This window comes from Bradyrhizobium sp. 197 (assembly GCF_023073375.1).
In the GTDB taxonomy this organism is placed as follows: Bacteria; Pseudomonadota; Alphaproteobacteria; order Rhizobiales; family Xanthobacteraceae; genus Bradyrhizobium.
This window is the reverse complement of record NZ_JADPJJ010000027.1, coordinates 1-22,618: the sequence shown is the minus strand read 5'-3', so window position 1 is coordinate 22,618 and position 22,618 is coordinate 1. Positions and strand designations below refer to the sequence as shown.

The following is a 22,618-nucleotide window of genomic DNA, read 5'->3' as shown; positions in this document are numbered from 1 at the left end:
GAAACCGACGGTTCTTTCCTCTTGCTGCCACAGGTCATCCTCGAAATGAGCCTGTCACCGCAATTACCGTGTCTCATTCCAGGGGTGCAGTCCAACGCTCTAAATTCCAAGGCCAAAGCATCCAGTTGATATAGCTTAGCGCACGGTCATTGTATTCGCAGACTCAAGTGGGAGCAGGACGAGAAACCTCACCCAAGTGAGCCTCTATTGACCAGCGGAGTTGCCCTCTCCCGCAAGGGGCGAGGGCACAACAATCAGCACCGCGATGACAGCGGAGCCTACACCTGCTTCCCCGCAATGATCTCCTGCAACGTCGTCACATGCCGCGCGAACGCGCCGCGGCCGGCGGCGGTGGCAGTCACCGTGGTCTGCGGCTTCTTGCCGACGAAGGCTTTCTCCACTGAGACGTAGCCTGCCTTCGCCAGCGTCTCGATATGCGCGCCGAGATTGCCGTCGGTGGCGCCGGTGAGCTTCTTCAGGCGGGCGAATTCCAGGCCTGCGCCCGTCGGCAGCGCGTTCAGCGCCGCCATGATCTTCAGCCGCAGCGGCTGGTGGATGATGTCGTCGAGCTCGGCCATCAGTTCCGCCGCATCCAGAGGCCACCGACGACCAGCCCGCCGCCATTGACGACCGCCATCCACAACAGGAACGGAAGCCCGGGAATGAAAACATAACCGATCAGCGTCAGAGCGATGATCGAAGCGCCGATGACGATGAAGGCATAGCCGAACCACGCGCCGGCGATCATGTAAAACATCATGATGTAGACCGGCCAGAACGTGGTCTGCTGGCGCGGTGAGAATTGGCCGAAGACGCAGCAGAAGATGCCGAAGGCGACGATGAACAGGAGCGTCAGCAGGTAACGGCGGTCGAAGGTGCGAATGCGGGATTGCGCATAATTGCGCGCGCTGATCGCGAAGAGGCCGGCCGTCGCCAGGACATAGACCGCGATCCAGAAATAAAGCCCATAGCGAGGCCAGAGCCAGCCCGAGATGTTGCCTGCGAAGACGAGAATACCCCACATCAACATGATGGCGCTGGTGAACCGGTAGATTAGCGACTGCCGCAGGCGGCGAACGGTATCGTCGATGTCGGCCAGCGCTTCCGTGGCTTGCTTGCTGTCGATCACGTCTGCACTCCACTCTGTCCGGCCGGCATGGCGGCCCCCGTTAGCTGGTCCGATGCAGGCCGGTTCTTCCGGATCAGGACATACGCGATCGTCATCGTGGCGATCGACACGAGCAGTGCCGTCAATTCAACCTGTCCCCGCGTTGTCAGCGGCAGCAACCGCGCCGCCATGTTGATGAGCCCTGCCGACATCAATGACGGGTAGGACCAGGCGATAAAGTAATAATGGGCAGTTAGCCAGTTCGAGGGCCTCGGAGTGCGCAGGAGCGGAACGACCGCTAGTACGATACAGGTAAAGTTCACGATCGCGGCGACGTGGAACATCGTGAAGTGGCCGGTGAACCGATAGACCAGCAAGGTCGCAACATCCGAGACCAGCATCGCATAGACGTAGAAGTAGCCGCGCGCGCGATGGCCTGCGCCACGCTTGGGACGCACGAACTGAATGAACCCGACAACGGCGCACAGCAGCGCCAGCGTGACATGGATTGTGGCTGCGACTGTCGAATGCGCAATCATCGTCAGCTCCCCGCCGCGCCCCGCGTTGCCACATCCTCGGCGATGACCGAGATCGCCTTCGGGTTTGTGACGATGCCCATGTGGTTGATGCCGTCGATGATCTTGACGTCGAGCGACGGCTTGATGGCCTGCACGGTCTCCGCGTATTTATCCGAAATCATCATCTCGTCCTCGGCGCCGCCGAAGACCGTGATCGGATGCGTTACCGCCGGAAGATCGACGCGATAGCCGCGCGTCGCGAAATTGCGCGTCAGGCGGTCGGAATAGGTGGAGACGAGATACTTTGCCGAACTCGCCGGCACGGCGAGAGCGAGCACCGGAAGCTGCGCGCAGCAGTCGATGCCGAGCTTGCGGAGCGCGGCGAGCCCGAGGAAGCGCGGCAGGTCGAAATTGGCCCAGCCGCCGGCATGCGGCTTGTTGGTCGGTGCGTCGTAGCCGAGATAAGGTGCGAGCAGCACCGTGCGCACGAACATGTCCTGCATGATGGGGGTCGCTGCGACGCGCAGCGAGAAGCCGGCACCGGCGGAATGGCCGATCAAAGTGAGCGGCAGATCCGGCGCGGTCTTGCGGATTTGAGCGACGAAGTCGACGAGGTCCTCTTCGAGCTGCCCGACATAGCCGATGTCGCCGCGCGTGCCGGAGCCGCCATGGCCGCGGATGTCGAGCGCCCAGGTCTCCACCCCGCGCGAGGCGATCGCATGGGTCAGCGCATGATTGACGGTGCCGCTGGAGCCGGAGGAGCCGTGGATGAAGATCGCGCCACGGCCCGTCGCGGGGCCGCTGGCAACGTAGTGGCGAAAACCGATCCAGGTGCCGTCTCGGGCCTGAAAGCGCTCCAGGGCCGGCAGCGTGGACCAATCGATGCCCTTGGCGGAGTCGGAGACCGATCGCATCTCCGGCGGCCGCTCCAGCGGCGTTGCGATCATCGCGGTCAGGATCAGCGCGACACCGCCGACCGCACACAAGGCCCATTTCAGTCCGCTCAAAACGCCGCGTAGCAGTCGGATTGCCATGATCTACTCCCTCAAACTGATTAAATATAGAGAACTCTATAATACAGAGTACTCTCTCAATCAATCCCCGGATTGGCGCGGCGCTGTAAAAATCCTTAACGTCGGGTCTGATCCCCAAATGCCGAATCGTTTGCCGATGCCGCCTGCAGAGCCTCTGCTCAACACCCCCGAATTCACCGTTTCCGAGCTCTCGCAGTCCCTGAAACGGACGGTCGAGGACACCTATGGCCATGTCCGGGTCCGCGGCGAGATCTCCGGCTTCCGCGGAGCTCATTCCTCCGGCCATTGCTATTTCGCGCTCAAGGACGAGAGCGCCAAGATCGAGGCGGTGATCTGGAAGGGCGTGCACGGGCGGATGCGCTTCAAGCCCCAGGAGGGGCTCGAGGTCATCGCCACCGGCAAGCTCACGACCTATCCGGGCTCCTCGAAATACCAGATCGTGATCGAGGCGCTGGAGCCGGCCGGCATCGGCGCCCTGATGGCGCTGATGGAGGAGCGCAAGAGGAAGCTCGCCGCCGAAGGCCTGTTCGACGAAGCGCGAAAACAGCTGCTGCCCTGGCTGCCGGAGGTGATCGGAGTCGTGACCTCGCCGACCGGCGCCGTCATCCGCGACATCCTGCACCGCCTGGAGGACCGCTTTCCCCGCCACGTGCTGGTGTGGCCGGTCAAGGTGCAGGGCGAAGGCTCCGCCGAGCAGGTCGCGGCCGCGATCCGCGGCTTCAACGCGCTGCCGGAGGGCGGCAAGATTCCGCGCCCCGACGTGCTGATCGTCGCGCGCGGCGGCGGCTCGCTGGAGGATTTGTGGTCGTTCAACGAGGAGATCGTGGTCCGCGCCGCGGCCGAGAGCATGATCCCGCTGATCTCGGCGGTGGGCCACGAGACCGACATCACGCTGATCGATTTCGTCGCCGACAAGCGCGCGCCGACGCCGACGGCGGCAGCCGAAATGGCGGTGCCGGTGCGCAGCGATCTCTTTGTCGAGGTCGCCGATCTCGGGCGACGCACCCGCGCCTATTGGCAGCGCGCCCATGAGAGCCGCCGCAGCGAGCTGCGTGCCGCCGCGCGCGCGCTGCCGGCAGCCGGCGACCTGCTGGCGATCCCGCGGCAGCGGCTGGATTCGGCGGGTGCGTCCCTGCCCCGCTGCCTCAAGGCCAACACGCATGCGCATTTCCGCCGGTTCACCGCCGCCGGCGCCAAGCTGACGCTGCGGGTGCTGCACGGCCAGATCGCGCAGGCCGATCATCGCCTCACCGTGTGCGGCGAGCGGCTCGGCCTGTCCACGCGCTCGCTGCTGCGGCGTCGGCGCGACCGCTTTGCCGGGCTGGAGGTGCGCTTGCGCGCCTCAAAGCTCTCCAACGCGCAGGCACAACGCAACGCGATTGCGCGTCAGCGCGAGCGCACGCATCGACTTGCCGAGCGCGCGGGCCGCGCGCTGGTCACGTTGCTGCAGCGGCTGGATGCCCGCGTCGAGAACAGCGGCAAGCTGCTCTCCGCTTTGTCCTATCGCGGCGTGCTCGCGCGCGGCTTTGCGCTGGTGCGCGATGAAGCCGGCCATCCCCTGCACTCGGCCGACAGCGTCGGGCCGAATGCGCGGATGGAGATCGAGTTTGCGGATGGCCGTGTGGCCGCGACGGCGGATGCGGATCGGCCTGCGCCCGCGGCGAAGCGTGCGCCAACGCAGTCGAAGCCCGCCGCGCAGGACACCAAACCCGCACCGAAGCGCGCGGGCAAGCCGGTGGATCAGGGTAATTTATTCTAGAGGCGCGGCGCTGCTCCGCCCTCCGTGTCATTCCCCGCGCAGGCGGGGAATCCAGTACGCCGCAGCCTCTCGATGAGCCACTGACGTCTCGGAGTACTGGATCGCCCGGTCAAGCCGGGCGATGACAGCGAGTGTGCGTGCAAATGCAGCCCCATCCCCGTCATTGCGAGCGGAGCGAAGCAATCCAGAATCCCTCACCGGAAAGACTCTGGATTGCTTCGCTCCGCTCGCAATGACGGAGTGCCTACCTACCGGCAGGACAATCCCGCGTCGATCGTGGTCCAGAAGCCGCAATGTTCCGGCGCGAGTTGCGGCGCGCCGGCATGGGCTTCGAACAGGAAGACCGCGACGGTGAAGACAATCAGTGCGGAGGAGAACAGGACGAAGTGGTTGCGCATGGAAGATGCGTTTAATCGACATCGTGGTCGAATGATGGCGTCCTCAAATGTTGAAACCGCATCGGCGCGCGATCCGTAGAGTTACAGTCGGCCATCAATTGCCGTGCAGGGCGGTGGTCGATGCGGGGCTGCCCGCTGTTGTTCCTTCGGGCGGCCCCGCTTCGCACTACCGCGCCAGCCACTCCGCGACCTCGTTTTGCGACTCAGCGCGCGCTACCGCATCGGTGCCGAGATGACCGTGCTCGGGTGCGGCGGCGTCGGTGCTGCCGGCAGCTGCGTGCAGCGGCGTGTTGGCGCGGTCGAAATCGTGATAGGCGCCGGGATAGACCACGATGCGTGCGAGCGCGCTGCGCCCATGCGCGCCCTCGACCATCTGGCGGCAGGCCGGCGGCGACGACACGTCGTCATTGGCGCCGATCAGCACCAAAGTCGGCACTCGCGTGCTCCACCCCAAACCCGCGGAAATCCTGCAGTCCGGATAGAACGCGATCGCGGCGCGGAAATCGGGACCAGCGTCGCGCGCAGCACCCTGCGGACGCACGGCCCAGAGCAGCGCGCTGGCGCCATTCGCCCAACCCATCAGGCTGACGCGGTCGCGCACCACCCAGCTTTGCTTCATCAGCCAGGCGCGCGAAGCCGCGATGTCGGCAACGCGCTCACGCCGCGCCTTGACGTGCATCTCCTTGACGCGACATTGCGGCCCGAGCTCGCGCGAGCCGTAGCTGTCAGGGAGCAGCACGGCGTTGCCGGACTTGAGCAGACGCTCGGCCCAGTCGCGATAGCGCGACAGCACGGAATCGGAATGGCCGCCGAGCCCGCCGCAGCCGTGGAGCGCGATCACGGCCGGAAACGGCCCCGTGCCCTCAGGCTTGTAGAGCTGCGCATGCAGCACGCCCGACGCCAGCGGAATCTCGACCTGCTGCGGCGCCGGCGACGCTTGCGCGGCCGATATCAGGAACGTCAGGAACAGGGCGGTTAACGGAAGGCGCATCGGACTCTGCCGTTGGATCCTTCGCTCAAGCACTATCACGCGGAAACGGCGCCAAAACATCACAAACCGGTGGGTTTACCGGGCGGACAAGCCACCCTATTTATGCTACATCCCGTCCGACACATCGTGCCCTCCAGGGTCTTCCACGGAGCGGCCTTCCACGGAGACTTTCGACCGTGCTGAACAAGTTCGGCCCCTCGGGCCATGGCGAAGCGCAGGTGCAATATCTCGACGGCGACTTCCGTGTGATCTCGCCGGGGACCTTCGTGCGCTGCGCCATCACCGACACGCGCATCCCGCTCGACGAGTTGAAGTACTGGAGCGTGGACCTGCAGGAAGCCTACGCCACGCCCGGCGCCGTGCTCGAGCGGCATTACCCCGGCGCGCCGAAGCCGCAATCGTAAGGCCGCGGGCGCGCTTCTAGTGCTGCTCCGTGCCATCCGCGCCCACGCAAGTCTTGATGAAGCTCTTCCTGATCTCGCCGACGACCTTCTGGTCGATCGCCTGCTTCAGGCAATCGACCCGCGCCTGCGCCATGCAGAGCTGCATCTGGTCGCGCTTGTCCTGCCCCTTCATATTTTGCGTTGAGCTGAGGCACGTCACGCGCTTGGTCGCGGGAACCGGAACCGGGGCGGTTTGAGTAGCCGGCGGAGCCGTTTGTGCAAACACGGGCACAATGATCAGACACACAAGGCCGGCGGCGACGGCGGCGAACGACAACTTCATCGAATTCTCCCGAACGTCTGAAAACGATAGGAGCTTGCGATGAATGGCGCCTGAATGGCAGGCTGCTGTCGGATGGGCAAAGCGCAGCTGCCCTGCCGGCGTAGCACGACAGGTGCAGCTTATCGCGAGGTATGGGAATGGTTCGCATCGGCGTCGCGACGGTGTTCGCGCGCGCCTGAAGTGCGCGTCTCACAGCAAATGATCTCCGTCGTGCCAATCCGCGTTGCATCGAATAGTGCTTGCACTCCGTGGTTAGTTATTTCGCGTTGTGGTTGGATTCTTTGTTGCGGTCGGCGCTCTCAGGTTGTTTGACGAAGTCTTGGTGAAACAGAGCGCTGCTATAGTGAGACCTTAGGTAACTAGCCCTGCTCTTTTATCGCACAGACAATCAAGTCAACCAAACGGCTATTGAGCTTTGGAATTGGCGCAGTCTGTGAACGGGCTCATAACGAAGAGCCATCTGACGGGCTACGATCACCTCGAAAATCGCGGTGGAATATCTGTAAATCGAAAGTCAAACGACGGGGGCTGATCATGCCCACCATACTAGACCTGCTCTATCGTGAATATTGCCGCGCCCGCCTCGCTGAAATGCGGAAACAGCTTCTGATCGCAGCTGAACGCTCTGAAGCTCTCGAAGCGCATCATCATCCGGATCAGGGTGACGATGAGAGGACGGACGCACAACGCAAGACCAGTCGCGGCGCGCCGAATTGAAGCGGCCCCGAGACCGGCGATCTCTCCCGCATAGCAGTGACCAAGCAATTGGCAACAGTTTGGGAGGCAGCAATGAATACAGCCGAGTACTATACCGTCATGGTGGCCTGCGTCTCGTGCCTGACCATTATCGGATTGATGGCCGTTGGGGCGTGGTGAGCATGATTGATAGCTGAACCGCGATCGCAGGTCGTACCGAGGCGCTGGCAAGCACGTTCGGTCGGATCTATGGCGCCGGATGCAGCACGCGCCGTTCAGCATGGTCCGTCAATGGACGCTGGAAGGACTTCGCTTCGCCTCGATTTGCAGACATGATTCTTGCTGTGAGGTGAGCGTTGCCGCCGCTTCGTTCGACTGCGGCGGCTTCGCTTTAGATCCAGATGTCAGCTTCCGGGCGGGGTATACGAAGAACGCAGCTTCGCCGCGTTCTGGCGGACCTGCTTGATCTCGTCCTGCGTGAACAGCCGCGTCAGCTTCACGTTCTGCAGGGTACCCGCCGTAACAGTCAGGCCGGAAATGGCCGGAGCCGCACTCGGATCAGGCACATCGAAAATTACCAAAACGCCTGGGCCGTCGGCAGCAACGCTGAACATCGAAATCAGCTTTCCGCCGGCCGCTTCGACGAGTTTTCTTGCCGCCTCCTGGCGATCGATCGTGGGATTCTCCAAAATGGCATTGAGAGCGCGTGGTGTGTATTGTCCGGTGAGGCAAAAATGCATGGCATGTCCTCCTCTGGGTTTTTGGCAATGACTTTCCCTGCCGTTCCGAACCGGTCGTTACGGCCGCAGCATCTGAAAAGATGAAGGTACTGCCCGCCGTGGGCATAAACGCCGTCGATAATTTCCGGGAGTTCGGCACGTCCCGGTGATGGCTCTCATGCGAGGCTACATCAACTCCCGAACGTGCGGAAGAGAATTCATCAGCCGCGACATGTCGCCCCTGTCAGTTGTCGCATCACGCCGAGTGATCTGTTTTTCCATCACACCGTGGCGTCCACAATCCACTAAGGCGAGAGCGACGTGCAATCTGATCTTTCTCCGAGATACTTTGCTTCCGGTCGTTCGGGGCGGCATGGATACGGGGCGCGTCTTCGCCTTCGCTCTTTGGGCTATGGCGGAGTCGCTTTGGCCACCCTACAGAATCATCGCCTGCCGAACCGCCGCTCGCGCGCCTTGTAGAGATGATTGCTGATCAGCTGCCGGAGCGCGGCCGGATCATCGAACTCGAGCTGGACGGCGAAAGGCACGATGCCGTCGGGCACGCCTTCGCGGCCGTGCAGGCGTGCGAGATCCTTTTCCGTCGTCACCAGGATTTCCTGCTCGCGCCGCGCCTCCGCGGCGAGGGCTGCGATCTCGTCGTTTGAAAACATGTGATGATCGGCGAAGGCGCGCGTGCGCGCGACCTCGATACCGCCAGCGCGTAGCGTGCGGAAGAATCGTTCGGGATCGCCGATGCCGGCGAACGCGAACACCGGCTTGCCCAACAGTCTTGCGACCGACCCGGCATCCGGCTTCAGCCGCGCGCGCAGCTCCGGCTTGTTGCGCTTGGCCAGCTCGGCCGCGACATCGTTGGCGGCGCGGCCACCGCCGATCAGCACTATCGCGTCGGTGCGCGCGAGCTGCGCCTTCAGCGGTGCGCGCAGGGGCCCGGCCGGAAATACCTTGCCATTGCCGAGGCCGCGTTCGCTGTCGATCACGATCAGCGAGGTGTCCTTCAAAACACGCGGGTTCTGGAAACCGTCGTCCATCAAGATCACGGTGGCGCCTTGCGACTTCGCCAGCACGATGCCGTCGAGGCGGTCGCGCGCGACTGCAACAGGGACGTCGCGCGCCATCATCAGCGGCTCGTCGCCGATGTCGGAAGCGGTGTGACGCATCCGGTCGACCATCACCGGGCCCGTCAGGCGTCCGCCATAGCCGCGGCTGAGCACCACCGGCGTCTCGCCAAGCTCGCGCAAGAGCTTCGTCAGCGCCAGCACGGTCGGCGTCTTGCCGGCGCCGCCGACATGGTAGTTGCCGACGCAGATTACGGGGATGCCGGCGTCCACGCCCTCGCGCAGCATCCGCCGTTCGGTGATCGCGCCGTAGAGCACGCCCAGCGGCGATAATACGCGCGACTCGAGGGAACGTGGCCGGTACCAGAAGGCCGGCTCACGCATTGGCGGCTCCCATCTCGATCCGCAACTGCAACAGATAGGGCTCGAGCGCGGTCATGGTGCGGTTGAGCGCGCCGCCGAGATCCTCGACTACACCGGCGCCCGACCGATGCATCTTGTCGCGCACGGTGGGATCGGCGAGCAACTGCCCGAGTTGCTTGATCAGCAGTTCCTGCGTCTCGGCCTGGCGCGCGCCGCCGCTGCGATCGAGCGCCTCGTAGACATCGGCGAAATTGAAGACGTGCGGACCGTGGACGATGGCCGCGCCGAGCTTGATCGCCTCGATCGGATTCTGGCCGCCATGACGGATCAGCGATCCGCCCATGAACACGATCGGCGAGAGGCGGTAGAACAGACCGAGTTCGCCCATGGTGTCGGCGACATAAACGTCGGTAGTCGCAGTCGGCAGCTCGTCGCGCGAGCGCAGGTGCGGCTTCAGGCCGGACGCCGTGATCAGGCCCGCGATCGAGGAGCCGCGATCCGGATGGCGCGGCACGATCACGGTCAGAAGCTGCGGGAAGAAACCGGCGAGGCTGCGATGGGCCGCCACCAGCATCTCCTCCTCGCCCGGATGGGTCGAGGCCGCGACGATGACCGGACGCCCGCGCGTCATCGCCATCAGCCGTTCGAGCTTAGCGGGATCGGCCGGCGGCGCGGGAACGTCGAGCTTGAGATTGCCCGTGGTGACGACGTCGCGGCCGCCGAGCGTCGAGAAGCGCTCGGCATCGGTCTTCGACTGCGCCAGACAAATGTCGAACCGCGATAGCAGCGCCGAGATGGTACCATGCATGCGGCGCCAGCGCGGGAAGGAACGCGGCGACATCCGCCCGTTGATCAGCACCATCGGCACGCGTCGCGCAGCGCCCGCCAGGATCAGGTTCGGCCACAAATCGGATTCGATGAACAGCGCCAGCGACGGCTTCCAATGGTCGAGGAAGCGCGCGACATAACGCGGGGAATCATACGGCACGTATTGATGGATGACGTCCGGCGGAAAGCGTTTTGCCACCACCGCGGCCGAGGTGACGGTGCCGGAGGTAAGCAGAATGCGCAAATTGAGATCGCGCAAGCGCTCGATCAGCGCGGCAGCGGCCAGGACCTCGCCGACGCTGGCGCCGTGAATCCAGACCAGCGGGCCGTGCGGCCGCACGTCCCGGGACAGGCCCCGCCGTTCGCCGACACGCGCGGGATCTTCCTTGCCCTGTTTCAGGCGTCGCTTGATCAGCGCAGGCGCGAGCGGCACCAGGCCGCGAGCCAGCCGCCGATACATCCGCAGCGTCATCGGCAGCGAGCCGGGCAGCGATTTAGGCATCTGCAGGTCCCGGGCGGCCGAGTTGCGCATAGGCGCGCCGGGTCGCCTCGTTCAAGGTCTCTTCCAGCTCGAGCCGCAGCGCTTCCATGGTGGCGGCGTCCGCATCCGGCGGAACGTGGATTTCCTTGATGCCGACCAATGCGCCCCGCCCGAACGGCAGGTTGATGGTGGTGCGGTCCCAGTTCTCGAGCCGGACGAAGCGGCTGGTCGCCATCGCAAAAGGCATGATCGGCCGCCCCGATTCCCGTGCGAGCATGATGATGCCGAGCCCGGCCACGCGCGAGCGCTTGGGGACATCGGCGGTCAGCGCGACATTACAACCGTCCTGGAGCGTCCGCACCATTTCCTTGAAGGCCCCGACCCCACCCTTGCGGTGAAATGCGCCGCCATGGTCGCCGGACCCGCGGATGGTGCCGATGCCGAGCCGCTCGGCGGCAATCGCGTTGAACTCGCCGTCGCGGTGACGGGAGATCAGGACCCTGGCCTTGTACCAGTCCTTGTTCTTGATGAAGGGGGTGAGGAAATGCTGGCCGTGCCAGAACGCGAAGATCGCCGGGATCTGCGGCTCGACGCGGTCATAGACGTCAGGCGGATCGAACGTGAATTTGTTGGTCCGCCAGACCAGACGCAGATATTCGGCCGCCAGGATTCCCACGGCACGCTGAACGAAGCTGCTCCGCAGCGCATTGCGAAGCAGCTTTTTCAACGCGCCGGTTCTTGATTCGGGTCGAGCAGCCGATGGAGATGGACGATGAAATAGCGCATCTGCGCGTTGTCGACCGTGCTCTGCGCCTTGGCCCGCCAGGCGGCGTGGGCCGTCGCATAGTTCGGATAGAGGCCGACGACCTCGACCTCGTCGAGGTTCTTGAAGGTGTTGTGCTCGAGATCGACGAGCTCGCCGCCGACGACGAGGTGGAGCAGTTGTTGCGGGGCACTATCTGGCATCGGTTCTGTTCCTAACGGGCTGCCCGGCAAAGCAGTGTTCGACAAGCACGAGAAAGCGCTTCACGGCAAGGGGCGGTTTCGAAAATGCGCGACAATGTTCGCATGACGATCGCGACCCGCTGCCACCAGCACCCCGTGCGTGACTTCCCGGCGGTTATAGAGGATGGGATCTCCGAAGAGGTCGCTCATCCTACCATCCGCTTCCTGCACGATCAAATCGGCCGCCGCAAGGTCCCAATCATGACTGTTGCCGCCCGCAAAAGCCGCATCCAGCGCGCCATGGGCGACCCGGCAGAGCCGCAGCGCGAGCGAACCGATTCGCGGATGCAGCTTGATCTCGCCCAGTGACGGCTTCAGGCGCTCGACCAAGGGCTTCGGGCCCGCGACACGCGAGAAGTCGAGATCGGATCCGGACGTCGCCCGCACGGCCTTGCCGTTGAGCGTCGTGCCCTGCCCGCGCGCCGCGAAGAAGAACTCGTCGCTGGTCGGCGCGAACACCGCACCCAGCACCGGCAAGGCATCCTCGACCAGCGCGACGCTGACGCACCATTCGTCATGGCCGTTGAGGTAGTTGCGGGTGCCGTCGATGGGATCGACGATCCAGGTCAGCCGCCGCGACAGCCGCACCTCGTCGTCGGCGCTCTCCTCCGACAGCCAGCCATAGTCGGGCGTCGCTGCGCGCAGGCGCGCTTCCAGGAGATCGTTGACGGCAATGTCGGCCTCCGAGACCGGCGAGGACGCGCCCTTGGTCCACTTCTTCAGCTCGGTGCGGAACATCGACCGCGCGAGTGCGCCCGCCTCTCGCACCGTGTCTCTCAGCAGCGCGGCGTCGCGCGTCAGGACGGTTTCGCTTGTTGAGTTCGCGTCAGCGTCCGCCAAGCGTCAAACTTTCGATGCGCACCGTCGGCGCATTGACGCCGTAGCGGAACTCGAGATTGTTCGCCGGCTGCATCGACTTGAAGATCTCGAACAGATGGCCGGCGATCGTCACCTCGCTAACGGCATAGGTGAGCTCGCCGTTCTCGATCCAGAAGCCGGAGGCGCCGCGGCTGTAATCGCCGGTGACGCCGTTGACGCCCGAGCCGATCAAATCGGTGACGTAGAAGCCCTGCTTGATATCGGCGATCAGCTCGGCCGGCGTCGGCGTGCCGGGTTCGAGATGCAGATTGTACGGCCCGGGTGACGGCGAGGAGGACACGCCGCGATGGGCGTGGCCGGTGGTGGTGAGGCCGAGCTCGCGCGCGGTGGCGCAGTCGAGCAGCCAAGTCGTCAGCACGCCTTCGTCGATCAGCGCGATCTTCTTCACCGCAACGCCTTCGGCGTCAAACGTCTGCGAGCGCAGGCCGCGTTTGCGCAGGGGGTCGTCGATGATGCGGATGTTCCTGGCGAACAGCTGCTGGCCGAGCTTGTCCTTCAGAAAGCTGGTCTTGCGCGCGATCGAAGCGCCATTGATGGCACCGACGACGTGACCGACCAGCGAGCCCGAGACGCGCGGATCGAACACCACAGGCACCTTGCAGGTCTCGACCTTGCGCGGATTGGCGCGGGCCACGGTGCGCTCGCCCGCGGAACGGCCGATGATCTCCGGTGACAAGAGGTCCGCACCATGCGGCGCCGAGGTGAAATCGTAGTCGCGCTCCATGCCGGTGCCTTCGCCGACGATGGCGGTGGCGGAGATGCCCTGGCTGGAACGCAGATAAGAGCCGTGGAAGCCGGTGCTGGTGACGAGCACCATGCCGCCCATGCCGGCGGAGGCCGAGGCGCCGCCGGATTTGGCCACGCCCTTCACGCTGAGCGCCGCGGCTTCGGCTTCGAGCGCGCGGCGCTCCAGCTCCGAGGTTGCGGGTACGTCGGGGTCGAGCAGATCGAGATCGGGGAAGTCGCGCGCGAGCAGCGCGGGATCGGCAAGACCGACATATTTATCGTCTGGCGCAACGCGCGCCATCGCAACGGCGCGTTCGGCAAGCGTGGTCACGGCATCGCCGCTGGCGTCGTTGGTCGAGACCACCGCCTGGCGCCGGCCGACCAGCACGCGCAGGCCGACATCGTCGCCCTCGGACCGCTCGGATTCCTCGACGCGGCCGTCGCGCACCTCGACGCCTTGCGAGACGCCACGTACCGCGACCGCATCGGCCGCATCTGCGCCGGCGCGTTTGGCAGCCTCCACCAGCCGCTGCGCGAGATCGGAGAGCGCAGACTGGTCAAACAGGTCGCGGCCGGATGTGGACGAATCCTTGGGCGAAAGCGTCGAGCTTGGTGAAGGGTTCACAAACGAAATCCTGTTGGGGCGGGGTTCGGGACCGGAACCCACAGATGTGCCCTGATAGCGCGGACTTCAAGCATTTTCAGCCCGCCGAAAGTTCAGATTCGCACAGTTGGCGCAACGTCTCGTCAATCATGCGCGCCAAGGTCTTGTCAATCATGCTCGGCGGTGAGGTTGGATTAACCAGCCTTTTTAAGCGGTTTCGGAAACGCCCGCGCTAAGGTCCTCACATCGACCGGGAACATAATCCTGGCGGGGAGAACTAAAGCCGTGAGGCGTCAAACAGCAACAAGCGGGACCGCTCCCGCCGGGTCGAGCCGCTCCCTGCGGCTCGACCCCCTTTCCCTTCCGGTCCGCTTCGATGCGCATGATCCGCGCGCCGACGGATATGTCCGGCAGATCGAGCTTCATCGCGAACGCGTCGTGCTGCGCCGTGCCGTCCGCGGCATGCGGATGGCAATCAACGTCCGCGTCAGCGACTTCACCGGCGTCGCGCTACGCGGCAATGACGAGGCGCAGTCCCTCGTCCTCGTGCACCGCGATCCCTCGCTCTCCGTTCCGCTGCTGGTCAGCGCCGATGGCGACGAGCTCAGCGAAGCATGGGCGATCTGGAGCGAGCTGTTCGCGCTTCCGCAGCTCGACGAAGGCGCACGCAAGCCGTCACCGCGCCGTCGCCGCGCCAACGCGATCCGCGACCGCCGTCCGAAATTCTTGATGCGCCGGCGCACCGGTGTCGCACGGGAGTTGTCGGTGCATCGCGATGAGCGCGAGATTATCGCGCGGACTTAAGCCGCCCGCATCACCGCGTCGGCCAGCAAACCCGCGAACAGCAGAAATCCCGCATCGCGGTTCGAATAGAACAGGCGCTTGCAGAGTTCGCCGTCGCCGATATCCAGCCGCGCGATCTGCCACGACAGATGCATGGCGAAGGCCATCAGTCCGAGCCACGCCGGCCAGCGCGCATCGCCTGACGCCAGCGCCACGCCAATCAGCATCACCGCAAGGCCGTAGAACAAGATCAGCGCCTGGTGCGTATGGGTGCCGAACAGGCGCGCGGTGGACTTGATGCCGATCAGCGCATCGTCCTCGGCGTCCTGGTGCGCGTAGATCGTGTCGTAGCCGATCACCCAGGAAATCGCGCCGGCATAGAGCACGAGCGCGGTGACGTCGATGCGTCCGAAGGTGACGGCAAATCCCATCAGGGCGCCCCAGGAGAAGGCGAGCCCGAGCACGGTCTGCGGCCACCAGGTGATGCGCTTCATGAACGGGTAGATCGCGACGATCAGCAGCGAGGCAATGCCGGTCAGGATCGCGAAGCGGTTGAACTGCAGCAACACCACGAGCCCGATCAGCGCCTGCGCGACCATGAAGGCCAGCGCCTGCTTCGCGCTCACCTGGCCCGACGGCAGCGGCCGCGAGCGGGTGCGCTCGACCTTGTCGTCGAGATCGCGGTCGGTGATGTCGTTCCAGGTACAGCCGGCGCCCCGCATCACGAAGGCGCCGACCAAGAACAGGACGATGGTGAGCGGCAGCCGGCCGACGTCATGCGCCATGCCGGCGGCGAGCGCCGCCGACCACCAGCACGGCATCAACAGAAGCCAGGAGCCGATCGGACGATCGAAGCGGGACAAGCGCAGATAAGGCCGCGCCCATTGCGGCGCGCGCGTATCGACCCAGTTGCCGGTGGAATCGGCAACGCGGGCGGATGTGTCGTTCATCGGGTGAGGACGTTGCCGTTGAGTGTGTCGAAGGTGCTGCCGCCCTTCTTGCCGGCATTGGCCTCGGGCGCCGAGGCCGACGAGCCCAGCACTTCGCTCAATGACGGGCCGGCCGGACCGCGCGGCTGGTTCTGCATCTGCTGCGCGACGTTGCAGACCTTCGCCTGCATGGCCTCAGTGTTCTTGTGGCCATCCTTCATCTGCCCGCCGACCTGCGGCGGGATCCCGCATTTGGCGGCGTTGGCCTCGATGTATTTGACCATCTTGGATTCGGCCTGGCTGAAGTTGCGGATCAGCTTGCAGGCCTCGTCCGGCGGCGCGTGACGGTCGCTTGCGACCTTGATCAGCTTGCCGCGCTTTTCGGCTTCCTCACGCAGAGGCATGAACGCCTTCATGCAATCCTCGGCGGGACCACCTTGCGTCGGCGGAGCCGCGCTGAAAGCGCCGGTGCCGCCACCGACGGGCGCAGCGCCGTTCACGGGGAAGGACGATTGCGGCGCGCCGCCGACGGAGGCGACGGGCGCGGAGCCATTCACGGGCGGGAACGCGGAACTGGTTGGGGCCTGACCCGGCAACGGCGCCGGGAAACCCTGCGCATAGGCACAAGCGGCACCCATCGTGACCATGGCGGCAGTGATTGGAACCATCAAATGACGGATCATCAAGGCAGTCTCTCCGGCAGGAGCTTGCGGGATTCGGCGTCTTCCCAATTGAAGCGCAACCAGCGCGCTCGCGATTTTACGATTCCCGCCGGCCCTTAACAACCCGCCGAATAGGGCAAGAGCGCGGCGCGCCGACGCACCAATTTGGCAATATTTACCCCGAAAGTACTGCTTTCGGTTAAGAACGGCCACAGATTGGACCTTTGAACGATGCCCTCCCACGATTTCCGCGGCCCCCGCCTATTCGTCGACGCCCCCCTTGCCCAGGACGGCAGGGTCGAGCTCGACCGAGATCAGGCCAATTATCTCGGCAATGTGCTGCGGCTTGCCGCCGGGGCCGAGGTCTTGGCGTTCAACGGCCGCGACGGCGAGTGGCAGGCCGCCATTGAAGGCCGCAAGCGACCGGACGGCCTCGTCATCCTCCAGCAGACCCGGGCCCAGGACCGGCTGCCCGACCTCACTTACGTCTTCGCCCCGCTCAAGCATGCCCGGCTCGACTACATGGTGCAGAAGGCCATCGAGATGGGCGCCGCCACGCTTCAGCCGGTGCTGACCCGGTTCACCCAGGCCTCCCGGGTCAATACCGAGCGGATGCGCGCCAATGTCGTCGAGGCAGCCGAGCAATGCGGCATCCTCAGCATCGCCACTGTCGCCGAGCCGGCGCCGCTGGAGCGCTTCCTCAGCCAGCGCGCCGCCGGCAGGCTGCTGATCTTCTGCGACGAGGCGGCGGAGCTCGAAAACCCGATTCGGAGCCTGCAAGGCGCACGCGAGGCGGGACACGACCAAGGAAGAGATGGCATCGACGTGCTGATCGGCCCCGAGGGCGGCTTTGCCGAGGAAGAGCGGGCGCTGCTGCTGCGGCAGCCGAAAATCCTGCGGCTGGCGCTGGGACCCCGGATCATGCGGGCCGACACGGCCGCGGTGGCCGCGCTGGCGCTGGTGCAGGCGGTGCTAGGCGATTGGGCTGGCAAGACGGCTTGATCCCGGCATTGGCCGACCGTTAAGCGATTGATCCTTTGGAGGTCGAAACCGCTTTCGGGCCATGCTAAGGCCTGCGGCAATTCGCTTCCCTTGCTTGCCCTGCCCGGTTCCACCGGGACGATGGACCCCGAGATGACCGCGACTGCCACCTCAAATGTTGCCGGCTCCGCCGCCTGGGCGGACACGCTGCTGTTGTCGTTCGCGCAGGCCGGCTATGTCAGGGCCGAGCCCGCGATCCTGCAGCCGGCCGAACCGTTCCTGGACCTCTCCGGCGAAGACATCCGCAAAAGCCTGTACCTGACCACGGACCTGTCCGGTGAGGAGCTCTGCCTGCGCCCGGACCTGACCATTCCGGTGGCGCGCGATTACCTCGCCTCCAGCCGCGCCGGCCAGCCGGCCGGGTTCAGCTATCTCGGTCCGGTGTTCCGCTACCGCAGCGGCCAGGCCAGTGAATTCCTGCAGGCCGGCATCGAATCGTTCGGCCGCCAGGACCGTGCCGCCGCCGATGCCGAGATGCTGGCGTTGGCGCTGGAGGCAACCGCGGCCTTCGGCGTCCGCGACGTCGAGATCCGCACCGGCGACGTGGCGCTGTTCAACGCGCTGCTCGACGCGCTCGATCTCTATCCGGTCTGGCGCCGCCGCCTGGTCAAGGATTTCAACCGCAAGATCAGCCTGGAGCAGGATCTGGAGCGGCTGGCAGCCGCAACTCCTGCGACCCGCAGCGAATATGAGGGCGTGCTGGCAGCCCTGGCCGGCTCCGACCGCAAGGCCGCGCTGGCCTTCGTCACCGATCTGATGTCGATCGCCGGCACCACCAATGTCGGCGGCCGCACCACGGCCGAGATCGCCGACCGCTTCCTGGAGCAGTCGACGCTGAAGGGCGGCGCGCTCCCGCGCGAGGCCATCGCCGTGCTCAAGCGCTTCCTCGGAATCACCGGTAATCCCGACGACGCTGTCGCCGAACTGCGCGCGCTCACCACTGACGCGAAGCTGGACCTCGCTGCCGCTATCGACCAGTTCGAAAGCCGGGTCGGCTTCATGGCGGCGCGCGGTATCGACGTGAAGCAGACCCGCTTCTCGACTGCGTTCGGACGCGGTCTCGACTATTACACCGGCTTCGAATTCGAGCTGCATCACCGCGGCAACGGCGCCGAGCCGCTGGTTGCCGGCGGCCGCTACGACGGGCTCATGACCCAACTCGGTTCAGTCGAGCCGATCCCCGCAGTCGGCTTCTCGGTCTGGGTGGACGCGCTGACCAGGATCGGCCGCCGCAAGGTGGGAGCTTAAGTCATGAGCGCGCCATTCGTTCTGGCCGTTCCCTCCAAGGGCCGCCTTCAGGAAAACACCGAAGCCTTCTTCGCCCGTGCAGGGCTCAAGCTGTCGAAGGCCGGCGGCGCACGCGACTATCGCGGCACGATTGCGGGCCTCGATCATGTCGAGGTCGCCTACCTCTCGGCGAGTGAGATCGCCTCACAATTGTCCCGCGGCGTGGCGCATCTCGGCGTTACCGGGGAAGATCTGGTGCGCGAGAACATTGCGGACGCCGACGAGCGCGTCGCGCTGATCGAGGGGCTGGGCTTCGGTTATGCCGACGTCGTCGTGGCGGTGCCGCAGGCGTGGATCGATGTCCGCACCATGGCCGACCTCGACGACGTCACCACCGGCTTTCGTGAGCAGCATCACATGCGGATGCGGGTCGCGACCAAGTTCATCAACCTCACCCGCACCTTCTTCCAGAGCCAGGGCATCACCGATTACCGCATCGTCGAAAGCACCGGCGCGACCGAGGGCGCGCCCGCGGCCGGCAGCGCTGAGCTGATCGTCGACATCACCACGACCGGCGCGACACTGGCCGCGAACGGGCTCAGGGTGCTCGACGACGGCATCATCCTGCGCAGCCAGGCCAATCTGGTGGCGTCGAAAGATGCCGACTGGTCGCCGCAGGCGCGGGAGACCGCGCGCGTCATCCTGGATCACATCGCGGCGCGGGCGCGGGCCAACAAATACCGCGAGGTCCGCACCCGCTTCCGGCAGTGCGACGCCGCCATGCTCACCGAGGCCCACGAGCGCTTCGGCGTCGAAGCCCCTTTCGGCGGGCCGACCTCGTCAGGCATGCTCACGCTGCACTGCCCGCCGGGCCAGCTCTATGCACTCGCGAGCTTCCTGCGCGCGCATGGCGCCGAGACCGTCTCGGTGGTTTCGCTGGATTACGTGTTCGACCGGGAGAACCCGCTGTTCGCCAAACTCGAGGCATTCCTGCGGCAGTGAGCCTCAGGTCCGTTCAGCGTAGCGACAGCAAACGGCAGCTACCATATGCTGTTGAGATGACCTTGAACGCCTCTGGAACCTTGATCGATGACGCTGGGCTCTGACGTTTCCGGCATGACGACCACCGCGGCGAGCGCCGCCGCGAAGGGACTGTCGATTGTCGTCCCCCTCTACAACGAGGCGGCCGGCCTCGCCGCCTTGCACCAGCGCATCTGCGAACTCGCCAAGACCCTGCGGCAACGCTATCGGCTCGGCTGCGAAATCGTCTATGTCGACGACGGCAGCGCGGATGCGACGCTGGCGATCGCCCACTCGCTGCCGGCCGACGCGGTCGACGTCCAGGTGGTCTCGCTGTCGCGCAATTTCGGCAAGGAGGCGGCGCTGATGGCCGGCCTCGACCATGCCAGGCTCGGCGCGGTGCTGTTCATGGATGGCGACGGCCAGCATCCGCCGGCGCTAGTCGAGCAGCTGGTGCGGCACTGGATCGAGGACGGCTATGATGTTGTCTATACCGCCAAGGCGCATCGCGACAACGAGCCCTTCCTGCGGCGGCTCGCCGGACGCGGCTTCTACGCGCTGATCAATTGGGGTGCCCGCCAAAAGATCCCGGAGGACGCCGGGGACTTCCGGTTGCTGTCGCCGCGGGCGGTCGCGGCTCTCAGGCAGCTGCCGGAACGCAACCGCTTCTTCAAGGGTCTCGCGAGCTGGATCGGCTTCCGCCAGATCCGCGTCGATTACGAGCCCGCGCCGCGCACCCATGGCGTGACAACCTTCAGCGCCGCGCGCCTGCTTGGTCTTTCGATCGAAGGGGTGACCTCGTTCTCGGTGGCGCCGCTGCGCTTTGCCAGCCTGCTCGGCGTGATCCTCGCCGGCGGCGCCTTCCTGTTCGGCATCTCGATCCTTTGGGAGGTCTTGACCACCGGCAAGCAGGTGCCCGGCTATCCCTCGCTCGTGATCGGCCTGATGACAATCGGCGGCGTGCAGCTCATCATGATCGGCATCGTCGGCGAATATATCGGCAAGATCCTGTCCGAGCTGAAGGCGCGCCCGATCTACTTCGTTGCCGAGCACAGCCAAAAGCATTTCGAGACCGACAAGGCCGACGACGCCTCGAAGAGGACGGCGGCCGAATGAGCGCGGCCGCGAGTCCGCGGCGGATCTGGCTCTGCGCCGACGATTACGGCATCAGTCCGGGCGTCAATCGCGCCATCCGCGACCTGATCGAGCGCGGCCGTCTCAACGCCACGTCGGTGATGATGGTGGGACCTGCGATCGAACGCAGCGAGATCGAGGCGCTCCAGGCCGCGGCGGAGGCGAGCCCACGCTGCGCGATCGGATTGCACGTGACATTGTCGGCGCCATTCCGGCCGCTCACCATGCATTTCCGCCCGCTCGACGGCGACATGTTTCTGCCGTTTCCAAAGCTGCTGCGCGCGGGCCTTGCGCGAAGGCTCGACCGTGAATTCTTTCGCAACGAGGTCAAGGCGCAGCTGGCAGCCTTCGCGAAAGCGTTCGGGCGCGCGCCTGACTTCGTCGACGGCCATCAGCATGTGCAGCTCTATCCGCAGGTGCGCGACGGCTTTGTCGACGCGGTCGCCGAAGCCGCGCCAAAAGCCTGGGTGCGCCAGGGCGGCCGGGACCTGCCGCTTATGCAGCGGCTGGCTTCACCAAAAGCCATGGTGCTCGATATCCTCAGCGCGCAATTCCGCCGCCGCGCCGGCAGTGCGGGCCTCAGCTTCAATCCCGGCTTCGCCGGCGCCTATGATTTCACGCAGGCGGCCGATTTCGGTGCATTGATGCGGCAATTTCTCGAAGGCCTGCCGGATGGCGGCCTCATCATGTGTCATCCCGGCTTCGTCGACGAAGTCCTTACCGGCCTCGACCCGATGACGGATGTCCGCGAGCGCGAACACGGTTATCTCGCCAGTGAAGCCTTTGCGCGCCTGCTGACGGACAGCAGCGTCACGCTGGGATGAAATCGGCGAAAAGCCGGCCCCGCGAGGCAGCTTGTCGCATACCGAAATTTAATCCGGCCGGCACTGTTGGGGCCACAATGGAACCCTACATCTGCCTCGCGCTTGTTTTGCGCGAGGGAGACTGACCATGACGCCGCAGGAACGCCAGCTCGTCGACGAGCTTTTTGACCGGCTATCGAAACTGGAAAACGCACCGCGCGACCCCGACGCGATCGCCGCAATCTCCGACGGCCTGCGCAAGGCCCCCAGCGCCATCTATGCGCTGGTGCAGACAGTGCTGTTGCAGGACGAAGCCCTGAAGCGGGCCCATGCCCGCATCCAGGAACTGGACGCGGGGCAGGCGCCCGAGCAAGCGCAGTCCGGCGGCTTCCTGGATACCATGCGCGACACGCTGTTCGGCGGGGGCCCGTCGCGCGGCTCGGTTCCGAACGTGCCGCAGCGCGACTCGCGCCCTGTCTGGAACAGCGGCCAGGCGACGCAGCCGGGTCAACCGGGATATGGCCAGCCGCCTTATGGGCAGGCTTACGGCCAAGGTCCAGGTCAACAAGGTCCGGGTCAAGGTCAGGGCTATGGTGCCCCGCCAGTCGGCGGTGGCGGCGGCTCGTTTCTCGGCACGGCGGCGGCAGCCGCAGCCGGCGTTGTCGGCGGCTCACTGCTGCTCTCCAGCATTCGCGGCGTGATGGGCGGATCGCACCAGCAGGCCTTCGGCGACACCAATGTCACGGGCGACCGCAACCCCTGGGGCGGTAGCGACCAGTCCGGCGGCTCGCTCGCGCGCGACGCCGGTCTCAACGACATCGGCTCGGGCAATCGCGAGGATTCGCGTCAAAACTTCGCAGATCAGGCGTCGAATAACGATCACAACGACAACGATCAGAATAACGATCAGAATTACGACGACGACAATGTGGACGTTGCCGACGACAGCGACTTTGGCGGCGGAGACGACGGCGGCAGCGATTACGCCTGACACTGTTCTGCCCGGCCTCAATCGGGATAGGGGGACGCCTCGCGGCGTCGCCCCTCCCACACCACCGTACGTACGGGTCCGTATACGGCGGTTCGGTGGATTATGCGGGTCTCGGAG

25 protein-coding genes are annotated in these 22,618 nt (G+C 65.2%); 9 read left to right on the top strand and 16 right to left on the bottom strand.

Features of this window, described 5'->3' with window-relative positions; genetic code table 11:
• Positions 1-278 precede the first annotated feature (278 nt).
• The 4 genes from IVB27_RS06530 to IVB27_RS06515 are packed head-to-tail and all read right to left on the bottom strand — an operon-like array spanning position 279 to position 2,660.
• Positions 279-578 (bottom strand): winged helix-turn-helix domain-containing protein, encoded by a 300-nt coding sequence (locus IVB27_RS06530; RefSeq protein WP_247442257.1) that lies wholly within the window; start codon positions 576-578, stop codon positions 279-281.
• Complete coding sequence (locus IVB27_RS06525; RefSeq protein WP_247442255.1) at positions 578-1,129, bottom strand: hypothetical protein; 552 nt, start codon at positions 1,127-1,129, stop codon at positions 578-580. The genes IVB27_RS06530 and IVB27_RS06525 overlap by 1 nt, the downstream gene beginning before the upstream one ends.
• Positions 1,126-1,647: a DUF2306 domain-containing protein gene (locus tag IVB27_RS06520; RefSeq protein ID WP_247442253.1), complete on the bottom strand. Its 522-nt coding sequence runs from the start codon at positions 1,645-1,647 to the stop codon at positions 1,126-1,128. Before IVB27_RS06520 ends, IVB27_RS06525 begins: the two co-directional genes overlap by 4 nt.
• A gap of 2 nt (positions 1,648-1,649) precedes the next feature.
• Complete coding sequence (locus IVB27_RS06515; protein ID WP_247442251.1) at positions 1,650-2,660, bottom strand: alpha/beta hydrolase; 1,011 nt, start codon at positions 2,658-2,660, stop codon at positions 1,650-1,652.
• 118 nt (positions 2,661-2,778) lie between these two features.
• On the opposite strand from IVB27_RS06515, the gene xseA reads away from it, so the two are divergent.
• A complete protein-coding gene (xseA, locus tag IVB27_RS06510) occupies positions 2,779-4,419 on the top strand; it encodes an exodeoxyribonuclease VII large subunit (protein WP_247442259.1) in 1,641 nt (546 codons plus the stop codon).
• A gap of 248 nt (positions 4,420-4,667) precedes the next feature.
• Here the strand turns inward: xseA and IVB27_RS06505 are convergent, their stop codons facing one another.
• Entirely contained in the window at positions 4,668-4,817 is a 150-nt protein-coding gene (locus tag IVB27_RS06505) for a hypothetical protein (RefSeq protein WP_247343573.1), read from the bottom strand.
• A 166-nt stretch (positions 4,818-4,983) separates the two neighbouring features.
• Complete coding sequence (locus IVB27_RS06500; RefSeq protein WP_247343576.1) at positions 4,984-5,808, bottom strand: dienelactone hydrolase family protein; 825 nt, start codon at positions 5,806-5,808, stop codon at positions 4,984-4,986.
• Between the two features lie 176 nt (positions 5,809-5,984).
• Between IVB27_RS06500 and IVB27_RS06495 the strand changes: the two genes are divergently transcribed.
• Positions 5,985-6,212 (top strand): DUF2093 domain-containing protein, encoded by a 228-nt coding sequence (locus tag IVB27_RS06495; protein WP_247442249.1) that lies wholly within the window; start codon positions 5,985-5,987, stop codon positions 6,210-6,212.
• Positions 6,213-6,228: 16 nt separating this feature from the next.
• On the opposite strand, the gene IVB27_RS06490 is transcribed toward IVB27_RS06495, so the two are convergent.
• The 8 genes from IVB27_RS06490 to IVB27_RS06455 form a co-directional block, all read right to left on the bottom strand.
• Positions 6,229-6,534: a hypothetical protein gene (locus IVB27_RS06490; protein WP_247442247.1), complete on the bottom strand. Its 306-nt coding sequence runs from the start codon at positions 6,532-6,534 to the stop codon at positions 6,229-6,231.
• 1,100 nt (positions 6,535-7,634) lie between these two features.
• On the bottom strand, positions 7,635-7,970 hold the full coding sequence (locus IVB27_RS06485) for a GYD domain-containing protein (RefSeq protein WP_247442245.1): 336 nt from the start codon (positions 7,968-7,970) through the stop codon (positions 7,635-7,637).
• Positions 7,971-8,392: 422 nt separating this feature from the next.
• Entirely contained in the window at positions 8,393-9,409 is a 1,017-nt protein-coding gene (gene lpxK, locus IVB27_RS06480) for a tetraacyldisaccharide 4'-kinase (RefSeq protein WP_247442243.1), read from the bottom strand.
• Positions 9,402-10,748 carry a 3-deoxy-D-manno-octulosonic acid transferase gene (locus IVB27_RS06475; protein WP_247442241.1) on the bottom strand — a complete coding sequence of 449 codons (1,347 nt, stop codon included), beginning with the start codon at positions 10,746-10,748 and terminating at the stop codon, positions 9,402-9,404. The genes lpxK and IVB27_RS06475 overlap by 8 nt, the downstream gene beginning before the upstream one ends.
• Positions 10,711-11,424: a lysophospholipid acyltransferase family protein gene (locus IVB27_RS06470; protein WP_247442239.1), complete on the bottom strand. Its 714-nt coding sequence runs from the start codon at positions 11,422-11,424 to the stop codon at positions 10,711-10,713. The genes IVB27_RS06475 and IVB27_RS06470 overlap by 38 nt, the downstream gene beginning before the upstream one ends.
• The gene (locus tag IVB27_RS06465) at positions 11,421-11,663 is read right to left on the bottom strand and encodes a DUF4170 domain-containing protein (RefSeq protein WP_247343592.1); all 243 of its coding nucleotides are present in this window, start codon (positions 11,661-11,663) and stop codon (positions 11,421-11,423) included. Before IVB27_RS06465 ends, IVB27_RS06470 begins: the two co-directional genes overlap by 4 nt.
• Before the next feature lie 60 nt (positions 11,664-11,723).
• Positions 11,724-12,542 (bottom strand): 3'(2'),5'-bisphosphate nucleotidase CysQ, encoded by an 819-nt coding sequence (locus tag IVB27_RS06460; RefSeq protein WP_247343595.1) that lies wholly within the window; start codon positions 12,540-12,542, stop codon positions 11,724-11,726.
• Positions 12,529-13,932: a TldD/PmbA family protein gene (locus IVB27_RS06455; RefSeq protein ID WP_247442238.1), complete on the bottom strand. Its 1,404-nt coding sequence runs from the start codon at positions 13,930-13,932 to the stop codon at positions 12,529-12,531. Before IVB27_RS06455 ends, IVB27_RS06460 begins: the two co-directional genes overlap by 14 nt.
• Before the next feature lie 264 nt (positions 13,933-14,196).
• Here IVB27_RS06455 and IVB27_RS06450 point away from each other — a divergent pair, with 264 nt between their 5' ends.
• Positions 14,197-14,715, top strand: a complete 519-nt coding sequence (locus tag IVB27_RS06450; protein ID WP_247343600.1) for a DUF6101 family protein — start codon at positions 14,197-14,199, stop codon at positions 14,713-14,715.
• Here the strand turns inward: IVB27_RS06450 and ubiA are convergent.
• Positions 14,712-15,644, bottom strand: coding sequence for a 4-hydroxybenzoate octaprenyltransferase (ubiA, locus tag IVB27_RS06445; RefSeq protein ID WP_247442236.1), 933 nt, complete (start codon positions 15,642-15,644; stop codon positions 14,712-14,714). The genes IVB27_RS06450 and ubiA overlap by 4 nt on opposite strands.
• A complete protein-coding gene (locus tag IVB27_RS06440; protein ID WP_247442234.1) occupies positions 15,641-16,306 on the bottom strand; it encodes a hypothetical protein in 666 nt (221 codons plus the stop codon). The genes ubiA and IVB27_RS06440 overlap by 4 nt, the downstream gene beginning before the upstream one ends.
• 210 nt (positions 16,307-16,516) lie before the next feature.
• Here IVB27_RS06440 and IVB27_RS06435 point away from each other — a divergent pair, with 210 nt between their 5' ends.
• The 6 genes from IVB27_RS06435 to IVB27_RS06410 all read left to right on the top strand — a co-directional run bounded on the left by IVB27_RS06435 (position 16,517) and on the right by IVB27_RS06410 (position 22,501).
• The gene (locus IVB27_RS06435; RefSeq protein WP_247442231.1) at positions 16,517-17,287 is read left to right on the top strand and encodes a 16S rRNA (uracil(1498)-N(3))-methyltransferase; all 771 of its coding nucleotides are present in this window, start codon (positions 16,517-16,519) and stop codon (positions 17,285-17,287) included.
• A gap of 132 nt (positions 17,288-17,419) precedes the next feature.
• Positions 17,420-18,574 (top strand): ATP phosphoribosyltransferase regulatory subunit, encoded by a 1,155-nt coding sequence (locus IVB27_RS06430; protein ID WP_247442230.1) that lies wholly within the window; start codon positions 17,420-17,422, stop codon positions 18,572-18,574.
• A 3-nt stretch (positions 18,575-18,577) separates the two neighbouring features.
• Positions 18,578-19,555, top strand: a complete 978-nt coding sequence (hisG, locus tag IVB27_RS06425) for an ATP phosphoribosyltransferase (RefSeq protein ID WP_247442228.1) — start codon at positions 18,578-18,580, stop codon at positions 19,553-19,555.
• Between the two features lie 87 nt (positions 19,556-19,642).
• Entirely contained in the window at positions 19,643-20,689 is a 1,047-nt protein-coding gene (locus IVB27_RS06420; protein WP_247442226.1) for a glycosyltransferase family 2 protein, read from the top strand.
• Positions 20,686-21,531, top strand: a complete 846-nt coding sequence (locus IVB27_RS06415) for a ChbG/HpnK family deacetylase (RefSeq protein WP_247442224.1) — start codon at positions 20,686-20,688, stop codon at positions 21,529-21,531. Before IVB27_RS06420 ends, IVB27_RS06415 begins: the two co-directional genes overlap by 4 nt.
• A 127-nt stretch (positions 21,532-21,658) precedes the next feature.
• Complete coding sequence (locus IVB27_RS06410; RefSeq protein ID WP_247442222.1) at positions 21,659-22,501, top strand: DUF2076 domain-containing protein; 843 nt, start codon at positions 21,659-21,661, stop codon at positions 22,499-22,501.
• Positions 22,502-22,618 lie beyond the last annotated feature (117 nt).